Source organism: Pseudomonas sp. NPDC087814 (assembly GCF_044742865.1).
In the GTDB taxonomy this organism is placed as follows: Bacteria; Pseudomonadota; Gammaproteobacteria; order Pseudomonadales; family Pseudomonadaceae; genus Aquipseudomonas.
This window is the reverse complement of record NZ_JBIUVK010000003.1, coordinates 67615-88971: the sequence shown is the minus strand read 5'-3', so window position 1 is coordinate 88971 and position 21357 is coordinate 67615. Positions and strand designations below refer to the sequence as shown.

Below are 21357 nucleotides of genomic sequence, written 5' to 3'. Positions count from 1 at the left end.
GGTGACGGGCAGCTTTTGCCTGAAAAAAGTGTTGGAGAATAATAATGAGCAAATGCCAAATCTTGACCCTGGCTACGCCGCAGCCGGCTCGCCACCCGCACCCTACGGTGAAAGCCCAGCGGCTTGCATATCTGATTTTTCAGCGTCCGGACCTGGCCAAGGCGGAACAGTTTCTACGCGACTTCGGGCTCACCGTTTGCCATCGTGCTACAAATGCGCTGTATCTGCGCGGCACTGACAGTTCAGCCTATTGCTACCGCATCGAGAAGGCAGACGAGGCACGCTTCGTCGGTTTCGCACTCACCGTCGCTACACGCGAAGATCTTCTCAAGCTTGCGCGTTTGCCGGGCGCGTCAGCAGTAGAAAACCAATTCCAACCGGGTGGTGGCGAGCGGGTTCGCCTGCGCGACCCGTCGGGGTTCGTGGTGGAGGCTATCTACGGACAAGCGGCGGTCAAACCGTTGCAGCATCGCGCGCCTTTGCCCCTCAATCTGGCAGAGCAGATCCCGCGCATCAATGCCACCCAACGTACGCCAGCCAGTGCCCCGGAGATCCTCAAGCTTGGGCATGTGGTTCTGGAAGTGGCGGACTACCAGGCAACCTGCGCTTGGTACACCGAGCATTTCGGATTGATCCCTAGCGATGTACAAGTACTGCCTGACGGTTCACCCGCCGTGACGTTCATGCGCTTGGACCTGGATGACGTCCCGGCAGACCACCACACCCTGGCCCTCGCGCAAGGCTTCATGCCCACCTACAGCCACAGTGCTTTTGAGGTAGTAGATGCGGATGCAGTAGGCATGGGGCAGCGCGTCTTGCGCGAGCGTGGATGGGTTCATGCCTGGGGCATAGGTCGGCATATTCTCGGCAGTCAGATCTTCGACTACTGGCAGGATCCTTGGGGCGACAAACATGAACACTATTGCGATGGCGATCTATTCACCCAAGGTCAGCCCACCGAACTGCATAGCGTCAGTGCTCAGGCCATGGCGCAGTGGGGGGAGCGCATGCCCAGGAGCTTCACCAAACCGAAGCTCAGCGTGCGCGCCATCCGAGCCTTGATCCACAACCTCAGACACAGCCCGGACCTGACCTTTCGCAAGTTGGTGACCTTGGCGCGGCTGTTCGGCTGAGTCCGTCGGCAACGCTCGCAAATGCAGTACAACAACAACCTGATGCCACGCAGCATCAGCCGATCTACTCCTCGGGAGCTCCTGTCATGGCAGTGCATGTAGTCCGCTTCGAATATCAGAATCGTACCCAATGGGGCGTGATAAACACCGGCAGGATCACGGTGATTCCCGGTGACTATGCCAGCACCGGCGAATTCATCAATAACACCAGCGTCACTGAGCTGGCCCGGATGAATGACGGTGATCTCCCCCTGACTGCGGTCAAGTTGCTTTCGCCCGTCACCCGTGACCAACAGTTCGTTTGCCAGGGCGCCAACTACCGTCAGCACATGATCGAGTCGGGCATGGACCCTGACGCCAAGCACTTCAACATGATCTTCACCAAAGCCACCAGTTGCATAGTGGCCGCCGACAGTGAGCTGATCAAACCCGGTAACGTGCGCTTCCTCGATTATGAAATCGAGTTGGGCCTGGTGCTCAAACGCAACATCACTGGCCAGGTGACTGTCACCGACAAGACCCTGCACGAATTCATCGCTGGAATCGTCGTGGTCAATGATTATTCAGCCCGCGATATCCAGATTCCGCAAATGCAGTTCTACAAGGGTAAAAGCTATCGCACCTTCGGCCCTGTCGGCCCTTACCTGTGCCTGCTCGAAGCGTCCGACATCCACTACTTGAAGAACCTGCAACTGCGGCTGACGGTCAATGGGCAAGTCCGACAAAGCGATAGCACCGCCAACCTGGTGTACGGCCCGGCAGAAACCTTGACCGAGCTGTCCGGTGTACAGGATTTCAACTCCGGCGACCTGATCGCCACTGGCACGCCAGCCGGTTGCGCGCTCACCGTGCCTTCCCCCGCGAAGCAACGAATCGGCGCCTTGCTGCCGGATGCGGTGAAGTGGAAGATCTTTCTGAAAACACAGGAGAGCCGCACGCAGTACCTCAAAGCCGGCGATGTTGTCGAAGCCAGTATTCGCAGCGCCGATGGCAAGATCGATCTTGGCACCCAGCGTAATCTTGTGGTGGAGCAAGCCTGATGGCGATCACAAACCTGGCCGATATTCAGACGCTGGAAAGCACCCCGCTCAGTCGTCAGGGGCTGTCGGTGAGCACCTATGATGCCTTGGCAAATTGTGCGAAAGAGCGCCCGAATGCGCCCGCCCTGCGCTTTTTTCTCGATGGGCAGAATTTTCGCAAGACCCACGATTGGACCTACTCCGAGCTGCTGATCGACATCACCCGCGCTGCTAACGCGTTCCACGAACTCGGCCTGGGCGCTGACGACGTCATCGCGTTTATTTTGCCGAATTTGCCGGAAACCCATTTCACCATCTGGGGCGGCGAGGCGACAGGAATCGTAATGGCGGTCAATCCGTTGTTGGAGGCGCCTCAGATGGCCGACCTGCTGCGGGCCGCCAACGCCAAAGTCGTGGTCACCCTGGCCCCGACGCCTGGTAGCGATCTGTGGCCACAACTCGCTACTCAACTGGACCAGTTACCTAGCGTCAAGCACGTGATCTGGGTGAGCATGGCGCCCTATGTCAGCACGTTTAAAGGGTTGATATTGCGCTGGATGGCCAAACGGGAAAAAGCACGCTACCGGCATCTGGCAATTGCCGACCTGCGGGACCTGATGAAGAAGCAGCGTCATCAGTACCTGAACAGCGCCAGGCATATTCGCGCCGAAGATCCGTCTTCCTACTTCTGCACAGGCGGCACCACGGGGTTGCCGAAGATTGCCGTGCGCAGCCATGGCTCCGAGGTTTTCAATGCGTGGGCCATGGCTCGCAACATGGAGCCTAGGGAACCCGGCCTGGTGATCTTCTGCGGCTTGCCGCTATTCCATGTGAACGGCCAATTGGTCACCGGCCTGATGCCGTGGACCAAGGGCGACCAAGTGGTGATCGGCACGCCTCAGGGGTACCGCGGGGCCGGGGTCATACAGAATTTCTGGGCGATGGTCGAGCATTTCAAGATCAATTTTTTCTCTGGTGTGCCCACCGTATATTCCGCGCTGCTGCAACAATCGATAAAGGAGCACGACCTTAGCAGTCTCCAAAGCGCTCTTTGTGGTGCTGCACCCATGCCGATAGAGCTGTTCAAGGACTTCGAAGCGCAAATCGGCGTTCCTATTCTCGAAGGGTACGGCCTCACTGAAGGTGCCTGCGTTTCGTCATGCAACCCTGCGGGTGGCGAACGCAAAATCGGTTCCATTGGCCTGCGTCTTCCTTATCAGGAAATGCGTGCGGTGATTCTGGATGAACACGGCAGTTACCTGCGCGATGCGATGATCGACGAGGTAGGGGTGATAGGTATTCACGGCCCTAACGTATTTATTGGCTACCTGCAATCCGAACACAATCAAGGTCTATGGATCGATATTGACGGCCATCGCTGGCTGAATACCGGCGACTTGGGACGCCAGGATGCCGATGGTTATTTTTGGCTCACCGGGCGCAAGAAGGAGCTGATTATTCGCGGCGGCCATAACATCGACCCCAAACAGATCGAAGAAGCGTTGCAGGCGCATCCGGCCGTCGCGCTGGTTGCCGCCATCGGTTGTCCCGACGCCCACGCCGGTGAGGTGCCCGTGGCGTATGTCCAGCTCAAGCCCGGGCACAAGTGCGCAGCGTCAACATTACTGGCATTTGCCAGCCAGGCCATTTCCGAACGCTCGGCCGTGCCCAAGCGCATCGAGATCCTCGACGCCCTGCCGGTGACACCGGTCGGCAAGATCTTCAAGCCGGCCCTGCAGCAACTGGAAATCGCCAACGTCGTACGCCAGGAGGCAGCCAACGCGGGCGCGCAGGATATCAGCGTAAACGTGTTGCAAGACCCGCGTCGCGGGCTGGTCGCCCACATTGGCGCCGGCGCCCATCGTGAGCAACTCGTTCCCCTGCTCGGGCGCTACAGCTTCCAAATTGAATGGCTCGGCTAAACAGCGCTTAGCGCTGCCCGCTGAGTTGAGGAGGCAACCACTGCCACCCGCAACCTGACCATTGAGCTTCATCAACTAAGCACCGAGAACCAGCTATGGCGTTTGCCATGGTCTGCGAGACCTGCTGCGCCTCGAAAACCATGCAGGGACGCGTAACGCACAACAAAAACAACAAGAGGTAGTGAACGCAATGACTCGTAAACAACCCCCATGGCAACAGGCTCGCCTGCCGCTCGCTTTCGGCATGGCCGCATTGGCCAGTGCGCCCGCATCGGCAATCAACTTCGATATCGGCGAGATCCAGGGACAGTTCGACTCCAGCCTCTCGGTAGGCTCCAGTTGGTCCCTAGAGAACCCGAAGCAGGAGCTGCTAAGTAGCCATAGTGCCGACGACGGCCGACTCAACTTCAAGAAAGGCGACGCCTTCAGCAGGGTATTCAAAGGCGTCCACGACCTTGAACTAAAATACGGGGACAGTGGCGTATTTGTACGCGGCAAGTACTGGTATGACTTCGTACTCAAGGATGAACATCAGCGCTTCAAGGACATCGATGACCACGGCCGACAGGAAGGTGCGAAAGCTTCCGGCGCCGAGATTCTCGACGCCTTCATTTACCACAACTACCTGATCCGAGACTTGCCCGGCACCGTGCGTCTTGGCAAGCAGGTGGTGAGCTGGGGCGAAAGCACTTTTATCCAGGGCGGCATCAACACCATCAATCCGGTGGACGTGACCTCTTTTCGCCGCCCCGGCTCGGAGATCAAGGAGGGCTTGATTCCGGTCAACATGTTCTACCTGTCGCAGAATCTCACCGACAACATATCGGCGGAGGGTTTCTACCAGTTGGAATGGCAAAAAACCGCGATCGATAACTGTGGCACTTTCTTCTCGCAGACCGACGTGATCGCCGACGGCTGCAATGGGCTGCCGGTGGGGCCGATACTCGACCAGAATCCGGCGGCACGAGCGGCCCTTTCGCCGTTTGGCGTGCAGCTGTCGAACGAAGGCATCGTGATTCCCCGCGGCCGCGACCGTGATGCTCGCGACGGCGGCCAGTGGGGCGCTGCACTGCGCTGGTTCGCACCGGAACTGAACAGTGAGTTCGCCGGGTACTTCATCAACTATCACAGCCGCCAACCCTACGTCAGCGCCATCAGCAGTGCGCATGCCGCCGACCTGGGTTTTGCCCCGCAACTGTGTGGCAACGTCGGGGTACCGGCAGGTGCCTGTGGCGGTTTCCTCGCCAGCCCCACTGGCCAGAGCCTGGCACAGGCCTACCGCCTAGGCACCTCGCAGTATTATGTCGATTACCCGGAAGACATCCGCCTGTACGGCCTGAGCTTCAGTACCAGTCTCCCCACTGGCACCACTCTGGCAGGCGAGATCAGCTACCGGCCCAACATGCCGCTGCAGATCAGCCCCGTGGACTTGATCAGCGCCGGTATCGGCGTACCGGCCCTGACGCCGGTGCTGTCATCCGGGGCGGCGCCATTGGCCAATGGCCAGGACGTCTCCGGTTATCGACGCAAGGAAGTAACGCAGGCACAGGTCACCGCCACGCACTTCTTCGACCAGGTCATGAATGCCGAACGCCTGACCCTGATCGGTGAAGTGGGGCTCACCCATATCGGCGGCCTGGAGGGCAAAGGGGGGCTGCGCTATGGCCGCAGTACCGCCTACGGTCAAGGAGAGTTGTACCCCAACAACAGCCTATGCACCAACACCACCAATGTACAGACGCCTTCCAACTGCAACAACGATGGTTTCGCCACCAGCACCTCTTGGGGTTATCGCGTGCGCGCTATCTGGGACTACAACGGGGTGATTCCGGGCGTTGAATTGCACCCGAATATTGCCTGGTCCCATGACGTGAAAGGCTACGGCCCCGAGCCTGGCTTCAACGAAGGCTCCAAGGCATTGAGCCTGGGCATCGATGCCAATTACCTGAATACCTACACCGCAAGCCTGTCCTATACCGACTTTTTCGGCGGCGCCTACAACGTAAACATCGACCGCGACTTCATCGCCCTGAGCTTTGGCGTGTCCTTTTGAGTGGAGCCAACACAATGAAAACTCTGACCTTATTTGCCACTACACTCACCCTACTTGCTACAGCCACGCTGACCCACGCTGCAGTACCAGCAAGTGAAGCGGCGAAGCTGGGCAACAGCCTGACGCCCGTCGGTGCAGAAAAAGCCGGCAACGCCGACGGGAGCATTCCCCCATGGACCGGCGGGCTGCCCGAGAACGCGGGCAGCGCAGGGCCCAATGGTGCGCTCAGTGACCCCTTCGCGGCCGAAAAACCGCTGTTCACCATCACTCCGCAAAATGTCGCCCAGTACCAAGACAAACTGACGCCGGGTCAGTTGGCCCTGTTCAAGCGCTACCCCGACAGCTTCCACATGCGGGTGTTCCCCAGCCATCGAAGCGCGGCCCTGCCCGAGAACGTAAACCAGGCCATCGCTAGGAACGCAGTAAAGTCGACACTTATATCTGGCGGCAACGGCCTGTCGGACTTTGAAATCGCCACGCCCTTTCCTATTCCCCAAAATGGGCTAGAGGTGGTGTGGAATCATATCACCCGCTATCGCGGCGGCAGCGTGCGGCGTACCCACGTCCAGGCCACACCACTGGCAGACGGCACCTTCAACCCGGTGTACTTCAAGCAGCAGTTTACTTATCGCGACCAGTTGAAAGACTTCGATCCGCAGAATCCGGGCAATGTGTTGTTCTACTACAAGCAATTGGTCACTGCGCCCGCCCGTTTGGCCGGCGATGTGGTTCTGGTCCATGAAACCCTAGACCAGGTGAAGGAACCGCGCATGGCCTGGATCTACAGCGCCGGGCAACGTCGCGTACGACGTGCACCACAGATCGCCTACGACGGCCCGTACCCAGCCTCGGACGGCCAACGGGTGGCAGATAACTTGGACATGTTCAACGGCGCACCGGATCGCTACGACTGGAAGCTGCTCGGCAAAAAGGAAATCTACATCCCCTACAACAGTTTTCAGTTGGAGTCGCCCGCACTGAAGTACACCGACGTGATCAAGCCGGGGCACATTAACTCCGATATCACCCGCTATGAGCTGCACCGAGTATGGGTGGTTGAGGCCGACCTCAAGGCTGACCAGCGTCATGTCTATGCAAAACGCGTCTTGTACTTTGATGAGGACAGCTGGCAAATCGCCCTTGCCGACCACTACGATGCACGCAATACCTTGTGGCGCACTGCCGAGGGCTTCATGACGCCGCTGTACGACAAGAAGATTCCGTGGATGGGTGTCGAAGCCCTGTATGACCTCATCAACGGCCGCTACCTAGTCTCCGGGATGCGTAACGAAGAGAAGGACAGCATGGACATCGGCTTCAAGGCCGTCGCGGCAGAATACACACCAACCGCCTTGCGCAACGACGGCATTCGTTAACGCATCGTCAGTATGGTCGAGACAGAGTAAGAGGGTTGGCCGCCAGCACAGCTGGCGGCTTCATACCTGCCACTCTGCTTCAAGGCGCACCAGGTTACTTACACAGGCCAGCTCATCAATGCGCGAGCCACAACAGTCTCCAGTTGCTGTCGCACAGTTCCCGCAGCGGCTTGCAGGCACAGACCGTCGAACACAGTCTGAATGTAAAGTGCTAGTGCGTCGGCATCTTGTGTGCTGGCCAGGTCACCCTGCTGCTGCGCCAGCTCGAAACGCTCGCGCAGCATTGCTCTTATACGGTTACGTCGACGACTGAGTTCTGTAGCCACATCACATTCAGCCAAGCCGTTCGCAAGCCCCGACTGAACCAGTAGGCAACCCAAAGGCTCGTCTGCAGTGGTGAGCCACTCAACGGCACCTATCAGCATTCGCCTGGCGGCCTCGCGGCCTGTAGGTGCAGCCAGGATCCAGTCACGGTGGGCGAGCCTGCGTTGGTCGTAGCGTTCAAGCACGGCATCAAACAACCCGCGCTTGCTGCCAAAGGCGAAGTAAAGGCTAGGGGCGCTGATACCCATCGCCTTGGTTAATTCCGCCACAGAGGTGCCGTCGTAGCCTTTGCTCCAGAAAATATCTGTGGCCTTGTCCAGAACGGCGTCCTCGTTAAACTTTCTTGGACGTGCCATCGCCTACCTCCTAATAATTTAGCGATCATTCTATTATGAGCTTGACCTGCCTCGCTAGCACTCGTAATGTAGTGATCACTAAATTACTAGTGAGGTGAAAACATGGCGCAGACACTTGTTGGAAAAATAGCGTTGGTTACCGGAGGTAGCTCCGGCCTGGGCCTGGCCACGGCAAAGCGCTTCGCACGCGAAGGTGCTCGGGTATTCATTACCGGTAGAAACCAGGCTGCTCTTGATGATGCCGTTGCCTTGATCGGCGAACAGGCTGTGGCGATTCAGGGGGATGTCTCCAACGATACTGATTTGGAGCGCGTATCGCAGGTTGTCGGCAAGCAGGCGGGGCGACTGGACATCCTGTTTGCCAATGCTGGAATTCTTGAGCGCGCACCTCTTGGCGAGATCACCGGAGAGTCCTTCGACCGTCTGTTCGCAGTGAATGTAAAAGGGATGGTGTTTACCGTTCAGAAGCTGCTGCCACTACTAAGTGATGGGGCCAGCATTGTATTGGTCTCTTCACTGGTCGGCAGCAAAGGCATGCCCGGCAACAGCATCTATGCCGCCACCAAGGCAGCTATCCGCAGTTTCGCCCGCGGCTGGATGCTCGACCTTAAGCATCGCAACATTCGAGTGAACGTTATCAGCCCGGGAGCCATTGAAACCCCCGGCCTCAAGGGTGCGGCGCCGGACAAGGAAGCTGCAGAGGCCATGCTTGGCCTCTTCGCCGAACTGATCCCGGTTGGGCGCGTCGGACAACCCGATGAGATTGCCAAAGTAGCCGTTTTCCTGGCATCCGACGGTGCCAGCTACATCAACGGCGCTGAAATCCCAGTTGATGGCGGCTGGGCACAGGTGTGATCCCTTTTACTCACTAACAGAAGGTCAATCATGGGCAAGATATTGGTGACAGGCGCCTCTGGCGAATTGGGCTCTCAAACCCTGAAAGCACTGCTGCAAATCACGGAAGCGAACCAATTGGTTGCGATGGTCCGAGATCCTAGCAAGGTTCAGGCACTGTCGGCGCAAGGTGTGGAAGTTCGGCGCGGCGACTATCTGGATCAATCGTCCCTGATTGCAGCATTTGAGGGCATCGAGAAGGTGCTGATGGTTTCGGCAGTTGCGTTCACGGACCGCTTGCCACAGCACCTTAACATCATCCAGGCGGCAAAATATGCCGGTGTCAGCCACCTAGTCTATACGTCGATCCAGCGCAAAACCGGGTCAGTCAACCTGATCTCGATGGTGACCGAATCGGACCTTGCCACTGAGCAGGCGTTGGTAGACAGCGGGCTGGCTTACACCGTTGTACGCAATAGTGTGTACCAGGACTCAGTGCCATACTTTTTGGGAGCACACTGGGCCTCCAATGGTGTTCAAGTTACCGCAGGTGATGGCCGTGCAACGCTAGTTTCACGAGCAGATCTAGCGTACGCCAACGCATTGATCCTTACCCAAACAGGCCACGAGGGCAAGACCTATACCCTTGGTGCCAGTGAAGCGATTTCATTCCGAGAAATAGCAGCGGCATTATCAGAGGTCGTTGGTAGGAAAGTCCTTTATCAGACCGTGTCGAAGGAAGTGCTCGCCGCAAGGCTAGTCGGTGATGGCATCCCCGCTCCTGTTGCTGACTTTTTGCACGAGTGGATCGCTGCGGTGAATACAGGTGAATTCGAGGAGATTACCGGTGATCTGGAGCACTTGATCGGCCGACGTCCCATCAGTTGCCTGGAGTTCATTGGTTCAAATTATAGCGCTGTAAATGAGTCACTATGATGCCTTAGCTTCGCTCAACAAGATCGATAAGGAGCAAATAGCGAGAATCTGATGTGAGGTCATGCTCGGTTTTCGATATCAGAATTAGCACATTAGGTAACTCGCACGGCGCACGTAAATGAATCATCCCTAGTTTCGTAAACACCTGACGGCCGCTTTTGGCCGATTTTTTCTGCCCAATGTGAAAGGCAGAAATCGGCCAGAAGCAGTCGGTCGCGATCAGAAAGGTTTGACGACAACGAGTCGCTCTCGCACTCTGTTTATAACCCATTCATTCATCAGGTTCCCGCATGTCATTAGCGACCGTAGTGCTGCTCGACTCCTGGCCACAGCCAAGTACGTCGCCTGAACCAGTGGTGTTCGCCACGGACACGCAACTATGTTTACGGTATTACACCACCGGAGAAGAAATAGCTGTGGTTCATTTTCCGCTAGTAAAGAAAATCCAATTCGGTTCGCCAAACGACGAAGCTTTGGGCGGCCATCCGCTCATTGGACTTGGCCTAAAGCATTACCAAATTCATCGAATAGATAATTCGCCTTGGTTAGCAGAGCTTGAGCAAAGGAACGCCATTCATCCTCGACACGACAAACAGCGGTTCATGAAAGATGCTATCCACTATGTCTTTACGTTTCAGGACTCTACCTTGGAATGCATCGTAATCGAGGGGGCGTTCTGGCATCCCAAAGTGCAAGTCTTTACCTCGGAGCAGGAGGCAAAGGATGGCTGGCGCACACTGGTGAATGACGTGGGTGCATTAACCCAATAGTCAGGAGCGGATGGCTGCGTTGGGTCGATAGCACCCGTCGTGACGGGTAGCTACTGACTGGAAGCTACCGCTGTGCCCTATCGGCAGCTAGTGCACTACCAATGATAACCAAGCCCCAACGTAAGTCCGAAATCTCCCTGCGCGGTGCCCGCACCTGTCGCGCGATAGGTCCACTTCCCACCCCTGGAGCGCGCCGTCAACCCGATGGCCAAAGCGGGCTCACCCTCGTACACAGCCGTTGCCATTGCCACCATCGACTTGCCCGGCGAGGACGCAACCGGTAACCCGGCGGTGGCCATCACCGCCGCAATACCGGCGTACACGTCCTGCCGCAGGCTGCCGACGCGGCGGTCGGTATAGTCGTTGGCCTCCGTTAGCGACCGATTGGCGGCTTGGTTCGAAAGCCGAGTTGCCTGGCGGAAATTGACAGCGTCCGTGCCTTGCACAGCCTCGGCTGCATGGCTGATCTGACGCTCGGCGCCATACGCACCGACTGCCACGCTACTGGCACGTGTGGCTTGGGACCCCGCCCCCAGCGCCACGCTATTTTTCGCGTTGGCGCCTGCTTGCGAACCCAGCGCAGTACTCTGTTTCGCCTGAGCAGTGGCACCAGCACCGGTGGCGACACTGCGCTCGCCTTCGGCCTGAGTCTGTGCCCCGAGCGCAACCGATTGGCTATCCGGACGCGTGGATACGTTGTCGCCGGCTTCGCTCGCATCCACGGCAATACCGGAAGACTGCTGGCCCAATTGCCTGGCCTGCTGATTCACTGCCTCCAGTTGGCGCCCGTTGACGGCATCGAGGCTGGTAGAACTGACCTCGCCGTCCTCAACGCCACCCACCGTGCGCGAGCCTTGGCTGCCACTGATGTCGACCTGGGCCCCATCAGCAATGCCGGCCAACTGTATGTCACGACTGACCGGATCCTGGCGGACATGCCCCACCTCACCGTTGTCCATCTGTTTGCGCAGTGTCTCGGCTTGCGCATTGATGGCATTCGATTGGTCGTCGGTAGCCACCATACGGTCATCGAGTAGACCGAATGCCTGCCCGATGGAGTCGACCTTGATCAACTGAGCCTCGGCACCGTTCTGGCCAGACTGCGTCACTGCATAGGTGGAAGGGCTCGTCGAACCGTCGGCGTTCACGTTCGCGCCGCCGCCCATGGCGGTAGCCAGGAACTGGTCATGTGCTTTAGCGGAGACCTGGATGTGCCCGAGAACCGTTTCGCCTTGGGCGATACCTTGCAGCCTGGCGGCTGACTGGTCCGCGACCTGGCCGGCAAGAGTTGCACTGGCGTGCGCTGCGCTGGCGCCATCACGGGCAGTAGCAGCAGCGGATTGTGCGGCCTCGGCACTGCCCTTGGCCGCCTCCGCGCGGCTCTGTGCAATGGCAGCGACTCCTGTCGCACCGACGGCTACGCTTTGCGCCTGGTCAGCCATGGTTTTCCCAGCCAGGGCAACACCCTGAGCTGCCACCGCCGCGCGATCAACGTCATCCAACTGACCCTTGTTCACCGCATCAGCCTGTGCGCTACCGGAAGCCAACCGGGCGATGCGGGCCGGCTCGCTGGCTGAACCGCGGCCTGCGTTGTAGACCCCGTCGATACCACTCCACTGCAACGTGTCATCGCGCAGGCCCTGGATGTTATCCACCAGCGCGTCCAGCTCAGTGGCCTGGGTACGCACGGCATCGTTGAGCGTGGAGAGATTGCCCGCCACCGCGTGCAGCGCCTCACCTGCATTGTCGTGGCTGGTTGCAGGCTGAGCACTGCCAGCGGCTGCGATCAGGGGGATGTTATAGCCAGGTGCCGTAGGCTGGCCTTCAGCGTCCACGGTAGCGCCACCTCCGAGCAGCCGAGTGATGGTCTCGCGACCCACGCCCGCAGCGGCTTTTACCGCCGAGTCCAGGCGCTCTACCACCGTTTGCCCGCCGTCCAGGCCGCCGAGCTGAATCGCAGCCACATCAGCGGTGGACCGGGCGGCGTTGGCAGTGCCCTGGGCATTATCGGCCGTTCGCTGAGCGACCGACGCGACGCTTAACGCCGTGCCGGCTGTCGTTTGTGCTGCAGCGGCTCGATGACTTGCCTGCGTCGCTACGCCTTGCGCCTGGTCGGCGTCGGACTGCGCTACGACGGCGACACTCATCGCATCGATGCTGGCGCTGTTCGCTTGCTGTGCTGTGGTGTGGGCCGTGTCGGCCGAACGCTGTGCCGTGTTTGCCGCATCCAGAGACGCATTGGCGCGGCTCTGGGCAGCCAGGGCCTTCTGATTGACCTGCGAGGCGCTCAGCAACGCATGGTCGGCGGCGCTCTGCGCGGTCTGCGCAGCCGTCTGAGCGGTGGATGCCGCACCCAACGCAGCTTCAGCGTTGGCTTGAGTCTCCAGCACGGCATGCTGTGTGCCGGACGCCGCGTCGGAAGCGGTGTCGGCACGGCTTTGAGCCGCCTGCGCAGAAGCATGCGCGACGGTGGCGAGGCTCAGCGCCCGGCTGGCGGTAGTGTCGGCAGCGCTGGCTGCTTCTCGTGCTGTCGACGCGACGCCCAATGCGGTATCGGCGCTGTTGCGTGCGGCCATGGCAGTGATATTCGCACTGGCAGCCGAGCCCTGCGCAGCGCCTGCAGTGTTTTGCGCGGCATCCGCAGACCGCTGCGCCTGCAAGGCTGAAGACAACGCGAGGTCGGCAGTGCCTTGGGCCCCGTCGGTGATGGCCTGAGCGTTTTCCAGCGCACCCAACGCGCTGTCTGCACCACGCTGGGCGACATCGGCCAGGTCTTGAGCAGAAGCGGCGGTTTCGTGAGCGTTTTTTGCGGTCCCTTGGGCATTCTGCGCATCGGTTTGCGCTGTGACGGCCGCTGCACCTGCCGTGTCAGCTGTTTGCCGGGCGGTGGCTGCCGTTGTCTGGGCGGCGGTCGCCGCGTTCAGTGCGGCGTTGGCTGAAACCTGCGCCGAGTCGACCGCACTGAGTGCGCCCGCAGCCGTGTCCTGAGCTCTGTCAGCCATGTCCTTGGCGACCTTACCGGCACCCTGGGCGGTCGACGCGAGCCCCGCAGCCCGATCGGCGATTTCACGAGCGGTAGCCGCTGCATCCTGTACCGCGTTCGCCGCGTTCAGGGTCTGGCCGGCAGTGGCTTGCGCGGTTTCAGCGGCCACGTCGGCCTCCCTGCCCACAAGCAAGGCCGCATCCGCAGCGCGCTGTGCACCATCGGCCCTCTCCTCTGCACTTGAAGCCGCAGTGGCAGCCTGGTCCGTCCGGTCTTGTGCATTCGCTACAGCAGCCTGCGCCGAAGTGACCGCATCCGAGACGGCATCAGCCGAGCGCAGGGCAGCTGTCGCGGCAGCTGCAGCCTTGTCCACGACATCTCCCACTTCCTTGACACGGGTTTGCGCCGCGCTGGCCAGAGCCTGCGCCGTCGTAGCGCTGGCGTGTGCCTGCGTGGCGGCGCCTTGGGCGGTCTGGGCCGAATGCTGAGCGCTTGCGGCAGCAACGTCGGCACGCTCAGCTACCGCTTGCGCGTTGGCGGCGGTCGTACCGGCCTTGCTGGCGGCGCTTGCCGCCGCGCTGGCGCTGCCCTGGGCTTGATTGGCGGCGGCAAGGGCACCCGCTGCCTCCTGGGAGGCATTGTTGGCCTGTGCCAACGATGAGTCGGCGGCATCCTTTGCCGCCAACGACACCTGATGAGCCTTGTCCACAGCAGCAGTGGCGGTGCCGGCCGCCTGCTGTGCACGCAAGGCGCTGCTTTCAACGCTGTCCAACTGACCTTTGTTTACAGCATCCGTTACCGCCACGCCGGCAGCCATATTGATAATCGACGTGGGCACGCCAGCGTCCCTGTCGGCGTCATACGCACCCGTCTGGGGGTTCCAGTAGAACCTCCTGGTCGCCCTCAACACCTGGGATTTTTCCGAGATATCCATGACGGAATCGAACACCTCACCCATGCGGTCATCAGTGACGTTGTGCGCTTTGTCCAAGGCCGACAGAGCCCCCAGCAGCGTGGTGGGCGACGGTGTTTCCGGGGCAAGGCTGGTCAGTACAAGTGGTATCGGTACTATCCGATTGCCCTGGGCGAGCGGGCCGGTTCCCAAGGCCTGTGCCATCGATTCACCGGCCGTGGTCTCACGTGTTCCAAGACGGCGAATCGCCTCATATCCCGAGAACAACTGGGCACCGTTAATGGCATCGGTACTTGTGGCGTTCACCGCCCCTGGAGCTACAAAAATCCATTGGCGCAATCGCGCCGCACTGCCGCCGCTGACCGTGCCGACCGCGCTGTTGCGCTCGAAGGAGTAGACGCGTCCATTGAGGGTCACGGGCGTAACTTCGCGCAGATCGTCAGTGGCCGAGAAGCTGCCGAGCGCGACACTCGCCCTCTGGGGGGCCTGGGCGCTGTAACCAAGTGCCAGGCTTTCCAAGTTCGATGCGCTCGCGTTCCTGCCGATCGCTACCGAGTTGTCCCCTCGTGATACTGCGAATCGCCCGCCGGCGAACGAACTCGCACCGCCCGCCTGCGCGCTCGCGCCGAGTGTAGTGGCATACTCACCTGAAGCAGTGGATGCCGAACCGAATGCAGTACTGAATGTATTGGAGGCCGTAGCGGTATTCCCGAACGACAGTGCATAGGGGTTCCGGGCCCTGGCGGTAAGACCTAAGGCCATGGTCCAGGCGGCTGTACTCTGGGCACCGCGGCCGAAGGCAAAGCCGTTATCAGTGGCAAGCGGGGCGCCAACCTCAATGCCGGAATGGCCAATCGCGATGCTGCCGTTGACACCTCCCAACATCAGCCGCCCACCGTTGATATACAGCTCCCCGCCCAAGGAAAGCGAGGTTGCACCAACACCCGGTGTTCCTAACGGCCGATAGAACATCACGCTCTCGGTTTGGCCATCCTTGGCGTTCGAGTCACACTGCCCCGACTGACCATCCTTGAAATTCAAGTTTTCGTTCAAATAGGCTCTGTCGGCCCCGGTGCCTGCAGTATAAGTATTTTGGGGGTCATTGAGACTGACGCATTCGCCGCTGTCATTCGCATTGATGTGTACACCGTTGCCTGCACGGGCATCAGACACGCCCAGCAGCGCCGAAACTCCGGTAAGGGTCAGCAGGCCGAGAGTCGGCCAACCGGGTGATGTGACCGCAAACTCGGGGCAGTAGAAGCCGCGAATGAGGGAGCGAAGTGAGTTGAGAGGAACAGCATGCGGACAAGCGACCTGCGAATCGAAACGCAATGTGACTTTCACGATGACTTACCTGAGACATTGACGGATGCGTCGAACCGAAACAAGGCACCACGGCAATCCGATGGCTGAGACGGGTTCCACGAGTGGTAGCCGCTACGACAGCGGGCAATGATTACTGAGGGTTATTGTGGACAGTGAGGCTGGTGGAGAACATCGGACTGCTCCTAAATCGGCAGGGAGGGTCAGACCCTCGACCTGCCGATATCAGGACCTACCATTCGTAACCCACGCCAACCGCCAGCCCGACACTTCCTTGGGCACTGCCCGAACCATTGGCCTTGTACGCCCAACGACCATCCTCGGTGCGCCCCGAGAGGCCGACGGCCAAGGCTGATTGCCCCTCGTAGACCGACGTTCCCATGGCCACCATGCTCCTGCCCGGTGTCGACGCCACAGGTAAGGCAGCCATGGCCATCGCTGACGCGATGCCGGCGTAGGCATCCTGACGCACTGCACTGATCTGGCTGTCGGTATAGGCATTGGCCTGTCGTAGGGTACGGTCAGCGGCCTGGTTGGAGATCTGCGTGGCCTGGCCGAGATTGACGACATCGGTCGCCTCGCTGGCGGCTGCTACGTTGGTGATTTGCCGCTCCGCACCCGGCGCACCCACTGAGACGGTATTCGCCCGCTGGGCCTGGGAGCCGGCGCCAAGCGCGACGCTGCTCGGCGCATCGGCCTTGGCACCAGCCCCCAGTGCAGTGCTGCGAGGCGCTTGGGCCACAGCACCAGCCCCCACCGCAACGCTGCGCTCACTGCCGGCCTGGGCGTTGGCCCCGATAGCCACGGCCTTGCTACCCGGCGACACCGTTGCCTTTTCATTGCCTTGGGTGTCAACGGCGATGCCGGAGGCTCGTTGCATCAACTGCTTGACCTGCCGGTCGACGGCGTGGAGTTGTCGGCCATTGACGACATCGGTGCTGTCGACGCTCAAGGCACCCTCCTTCACACCCGTCAGAACACGAGGTCCCTGCGTACCCGTGAGATCGACACGAACGCCGTCAGTGTCCCGCGCCACCTGGATGTTCCGGTTGAGGGAGTCCTGGCGAACCAGGCCGACCTGTCCGTTGTTCACCTGCTCGCGCAAGCTGGCCATGTTCGCTGTGGCCTTGTCGGCCTTGCCGTTGACTGCATTCAGCGACGCGTCGAGTGTTTCGATAGCCTGCCCGACGTTGCCGGCCTGGACCTGGCCAACGGGGCCACCCTCAGAGTCGATCCGGGTCACAGCGTAGGCCGGTGCTTTCAACGAACCATCCGCGTTGACGGCAGCGCCACCGCCCAGCGCATCAGCCAATGCCTGTCGGCCTGCGTGGTTCGCTGACTGTATGCGATCAAGCACGGTTTCACCATCCTCCAGCCCCTGCAATTGTGCTGCGGCGCGCTCCGCCACCTGGCCAACCTGACTAGCGAATGTGTGAGCAGCGTTTGCGGCCTCACGTGCGTCAGCAGCAGTGCCGCCAGCGGTATCGGCCGCATATTGCGCGGCATCAGCGGCGGTCTGGGCGAAGGCGGCAGCATCCATCGCGCCATCCGCCGTCCCCTGGGCCCGAACCGCTGCCGCCCGGGCTGCGTCAGCGGCGCTGCCGGCCTGCGATGCGGTGGTCGCGACGGTATCGAGTTGCCCCTTGTTGACGGCATCGCTTGGTGCAACACCGGCCGCCAGGTTACCGATGCGTGCCGGCTCATTGCGATCCGCGCCACGACCCGCGGTATAAGCGCCGCTGGCCTCGTCCCACACAACGCTATCGTCACGCAGGGCCCGGACGCCCTCACCCAAGGCGCCGAGTGCTGCGCCCTGGCGGTTCACGGCGGCGTTGACCGTGCCGACATTGTGGTCCAAAGCCGTTAGGGCAGCGCCCACGTTGTCATGGAGTTGAGGAGCGGGCTGGATGCTGCCATCGGCATTGATCTGACTGATGGCATAGGCCGGCGCCGTCGGCTGGCCATCGCTACCCACGATGGAACCTCCTCCCAGAGCCTTCGCAACGAACTCACTGGCTACACCTGCGGCGCTTCGGATAGCCGCGTCAATGCGCTGGACAACCGTCTGGCCGTCGTCTAGGCCCTTGAGCTGGCCGGTGGCGATATCGGCGGTGGCCTTGGCCGCATCAGCGGTGTGTTGGGCGGCGACCGCCCCTTTCTGGGCATTGCTTGCAGCGTCCAAAGCGTTGTCGGCGCTGGCCTGTGACGTTGTCGCGGCCTGCAGAGCATCGTTTGCCGAGCGACCAGCGGCGTCCGCCGTGCTCTGGGCCTTGTCCGCCACATTGCGTGCAGACGTGGCCGAAGCCAGGGCGGTATCGGCGGAGCTCTGCGCGGTTTCAGCGGTTTTCTGCGCGCCGGAAGCCGAGCTCAATGCCGTGTCAGCCGTGCCTTGGGCAGCATCTGCGGCGTGCTGTGCCCGGGCCGCTGAAGCCAATGCGCCGTCAGCGGTACCCTGGGCGTTACCGGCCGCGCTTTGAGCGCTGGCTGCAGCGATCAGCGCTGCATCGGCCGTGCCTTGGGCCTTCTCGACCGCCTGATGCGCCGTGGAGGCCGTGCTCAGTGCCTGGTCTGCGGTGGAATTGGCGGCGTCGGCCGTGCGCTGTGCCGTGGAGGCAGCACCAAGGGCGGTATCCGCCGTGCCTTGCGCGGCATTTGCGGCCTGTTGTGCACCAGCCGCCGAACTGACGGCGGCATCCGCGCGATCCTGAGCCGATTGAGCGGCAGTCTGCGCCCCTGTCGCCGTTGCCAATGCCGAATCCGCCACGCTTTGGGCCGCGTTGGCGGATTGCCCGGCACCCTCGGAGGCGCTGAGCGCCTGATTGGCTGTAAGCTGCGCGGCATCGGCGCTTTTCTGCACCACGGCGGCCTTGTCCAGCGCCGTATTAGCGGTGCCTTGGGCCACGTCGGCAGCCTTGTGAGAGCTGGCGGCTGCAGCCAAGGCGGCATCGGCGGAGCCCTGGGCGGCCGTAGCGGTTTCGCCGGCCCGAACAGCCGTGTCCAACGCCTTATCGGCAGAGCCCTGCGCAGCATTCGCGGCTTGTTGGGCGCTGGAGGCCGTGGTCAGCGCGGTATCGGCAGTGCCTTGGGCTGTCGCGGCGCTTTTTTGCGCTTCAGACGCCGTACTCAGTGCTGTGGTGGCTGCCCCTTGTGCGGCTTCGGCCGTCTTCTGGGCAGTGGCTGCCGAGCCCAGGGCCGTGTTGGCGACACCCTGTGCGGTTTCGGCCGTCTGTTGTGCAGTCGCAACGGCCCCTTGCGCCCGTTCGGCGATTCCCCGGGCGGATTCGGCAGTTTTTTGGGCGTCAGCTGCGGAGTCCAGCGCGGTACTGGCCGTCCCTTGCGCCACACCTGCGCTCTTTTCGGCGCTGTCGGCCTTGGCCAAAGCGGCATCGGCAGCAGCTCGCACATCGTCCGCAGTCTTACGGGCATCATCTGCCCCGGCCAACGCCGAGCTCGCCTTGCCTTCTGCGGTCTCTGCAGTTCGCTGCGCCGTCGTTGCAGAATTCGCCGCCACGTCCGCAGCCGCCTGTGCGGCCTGAGCCAGTTGCTGCGCGCCGCTTGCCGACCCCAGTGCCGAGCTGGCGGTGCCTTGGGCAGCATCAGCTGTCGCCTGCGCGGTTGATGCCACCCCCATCGCGGCAGTGGCAGAACCTTGCGCGGCTTCTGCAGCTTTCTGTGCGGTTTCGGCCGAGCTAGAGGCGTCCTTGGCGGTGCTCTGCGCACTATCTGCCGTTGCCCGTGCTCCCGCCGCCGTTTGGAGGGCTGCGTCGGCACCCTCTTGCGCCGCGCTTGCCGTTTTGCGGGCATCGTCAGCGGTGGCCATCGCTGCGTTGGCACCGGACAGCGCGCTGGCAGCAAGGCTGTTCGCGTTATTGGCCATACTTTCCACTGCGTTCAACTGGCCCTTGTTCACCGCGTCGGTAGCAGCCACACCTGCGGCTACATTGGCAATTCGGCTCTCAGGGCGGGCGCCTTCGCTGGCCGTGTAGGCCTGCTGGTCCTCGCTCCATCGCAGGTATTTCTCAGCCATCGCCAAACGAACTTGCCCTGCCGTTGCGTTGGCCAGTTGATCAACATCATTCAAGGCTTCCTGCGTACCTTTATGGGCCTGATCCAGGGCCTTGATCGCCCCCACCACCGATGTGGGCTGTGCCACGCCAGTACCCAGGCTGGTCAGGGAAAAGGCCGGCAGCACCACCTTGCCGTCCTTGACCGCAGTACCCTCACCGAGGGCATCCGCCACCGACTGAGTGGCCGCCAACTCCCGATCCCCGAGCTTCTGGATCGCATCGTAGGCAACGAATAACTGGGCGCCATTGACGCCATCGGTGCTGGTGTTGCTTACCGCCCCGGGGGCCATGTTGATCAACTGGCGAGTCTGGCTGGCATTACCCAGGCTGACCACGCCCATGGCCGACGTACTATCGACACTGTATGCAGTGCCATTGATCGTCACCGGCGCAACCGCCTTCAAGTTTTGCGTCATTGAGCCACTGCCCAGTGCAACGCCGTAATTGTGTTGCGCGCTGGCCTTGTTGCCCAAGGCAACCCCTTCATTACTGCTGGCCGTCACGCTGGCCTCAGATCCAACCGCAACGCTGTGGGTGCCGTCAGCCCTGGCGTCGCGACTCGCGGCAAAAGCCCCGCCGCCACTGGCCGATGCACCGGCGCCCACAGCCGTGGCCCGTTCTCCCGCCGCCGTCGTATTTGCGCCGATAGCCGTGGCGTACTGATTCGAGGCCTGGGCGTTATAACCAAATGCGTGGGCATAGTCAGCCAGGGACTTGGCCTGGAACCCCGCCGCCATGCCCCAGCGGCCGAGGCCTTGGGCCCCATGACCAATGGCAGCCCCGTCGGCGTTGGCTTGAGTGCTCTCGTTACCAATCGCCATATTGCCGCCGGGCTGCCCGAGGATAACCCGGCCGCTGTTGACGAACAGTTCGCCACCCAGGGTCAGAGAGGTCGCCCCTACGCCAGAAACGCCCCCTGGACGGTAAAACAGTACCGAATCGGTCTGCGAACCTTTAGTCGCGGAATTGCACTTGCCCGCGGCCTGATCCTTGAAGATCAGGTTTTGCGCAAGATACGTCGCGGCATTGCCATCGTTGTTCTGCGGGTCATTCAAACTTACGCACTGGCCGTCCGCATTCGCGTTGATGTGCACACCATTGCCGGCATGGGCAGTTGCACTCAGCAATGCCGTTATGCCGGTCAGGGTCATCACCCCCCATATCGCCCAATCCAGTTGACGGTGTCGGGACTGACAAGCATCAGGCGCATGACAATAACGCATGCGAACCCCGTGGCGAATTGGATTAAGCGGGGCTGATCGCAGGAACGCAAACGGCAAGACTGAACGCGACGTGACTTTCACAATAACTCACCCTGTAGCACACACATCGTCAGGTATGAGGCCTC

The 21357-nt window shown here is 61.0% G+C and carries 11 protein-coding genes; 8 read left to right on the top strand and 3 right to left on the bottom strand.

Annotation, left to right across the window (positions count from 1 at the left end; genetic code table 11):
* Window positions 1-44: 44 nt before the first annotated feature.
* The 5 genes from ACIOMR_RS03790 to ACIOMR_RS03770 all read left to right on the top strand — a co-directional run bounded on the left by ACIOMR_RS03790 (window position 45) and on the right by ACIOMR_RS03770 (window position 7503).
* Window positions 45-1133 (top strand): VOC family protein, encoded by a 1089-nt coding sequence (locus tag ACIOMR_RS03790; RefSeq protein ID WP_401192311.1) that lies wholly within the window; start codon window positions 45-47, stop codon window positions 1131-1133.
* 86 nt (window positions 1134-1219) lie between these two features.
* Window positions 1220-2173 (top strand): fumarylacetoacetate hydrolase family protein, encoded by a 954-nt coding sequence (locus tag ACIOMR_RS03785; protein WP_401192308.1) that lies wholly within the window; start codon window positions 1220-1222, stop codon window positions 2171-2173.
* Window positions 2173-4074 (top strand): acyl-CoA synthetase, encoded by a 1902-nt coding sequence (locus ACIOMR_RS03780; RefSeq protein ID WP_087692971.1) that lies wholly within the window; start codon window positions 2173-2175, stop codon window positions 4072-4074. Before ACIOMR_RS03785 ends, ACIOMR_RS03780 begins: the two co-directional genes overlap by 1 nt.
* A 190-nt stretch (window positions 4075-4264) precedes the next feature.
* Window positions 4265-6127 (top strand): DUF1302 domain-containing protein, encoded by a 1863-nt coding sequence (locus tag ACIOMR_RS03775; protein ID WP_087692970.1) that lies wholly within the window; start codon window positions 4265-4267, stop codon window positions 6125-6127.
* Window positions 6128-6141: 14 nt separating this feature from the next.
* Window positions 6142-7503, top strand: coding sequence for a DUF1329 domain-containing protein (locus tag ACIOMR_RS03770; protein WP_087692969.1), 1362 nt, complete (start codon window positions 6142-6144; stop codon window positions 7501-7503).
* A gap of 98 nt (window positions 7504-7601) precedes the next feature.
* Here the strand turns inward: ACIOMR_RS03770 and ACIOMR_RS03765 are convergent, their stop codons facing one another.
* The gene (locus tag ACIOMR_RS03765) at window positions 7602-8183 is read right to left on the bottom strand and encodes a TetR/AcrR family transcriptional regulator (protein WP_158213533.1); all 582 of its coding nucleotides are present in this window, start codon (window positions 8181-8183) and stop codon (window positions 7602-7604) included.
* Between the two features lie 102 nt (window positions 8184-8285).
* Here ACIOMR_RS03765 and ACIOMR_RS03760 point away from each other — a divergent pair, with 102 nt between their 5' ends.
* The 3 genes from ACIOMR_RS03760 (at window position 8286) to ACIOMR_RS03750 (ending at window position 10723) form a co-directional block, all read left to right on the top strand.
* A complete protein-coding gene (locus tag ACIOMR_RS03760; protein WP_401192303.1) occupies window positions 8286-9038 on the top strand; it encodes an SDR family NAD(P)-dependent oxidoreductase in 753 nt (250 codons plus the stop codon).
* A 30-nt stretch (window positions 9039-9068) separates the two neighbouring features.
* Entirely contained in the window at window positions 9069-9953 is an 885-nt protein-coding gene (locus tag ACIOMR_RS03755; protein ID WP_401192300.1) for an SDR family oxidoreductase, read from the top strand.
* Window positions 9954-10243: 290 nt separating this feature from the next.
* Window positions 10244-10723, top strand: coding sequence for a hypothetical protein (locus tag ACIOMR_RS03750; RefSeq protein ID WP_023659022.1), 480 nt, complete (start codon window positions 10244-10246; stop codon window positions 10721-10723).
* A 95-nt stretch (window positions 10724-10818) separates the two neighbouring features.
* On the opposite strand, the gene ACIOMR_RS03745 is transcribed toward ACIOMR_RS03750, so the two are convergent.
* Together ACIOMR_RS03745 and ACIOMR_RS03740 are read right to left on the bottom strand one after the other, a co-directional pair.
* Window positions 10819-15963 (bottom strand): YadA-like family protein, encoded by a 5145-nt coding sequence (locus tag ACIOMR_RS03745; protein WP_401192296.1) that lies wholly within the window; start codon window positions 15961-15963, stop codon window positions 10819-10821.
* A 211-nt stretch (window positions 15964-16174) separates the two neighbouring features.
* Entirely contained in the window at window positions 16175-21160 is a 4986-nt protein-coding gene (locus ACIOMR_RS03740) for a YadA-like family protein (RefSeq protein WP_401192293.1), read from the bottom strand.
* Window positions 21161-21357 lie beyond the last annotated feature (197 nt).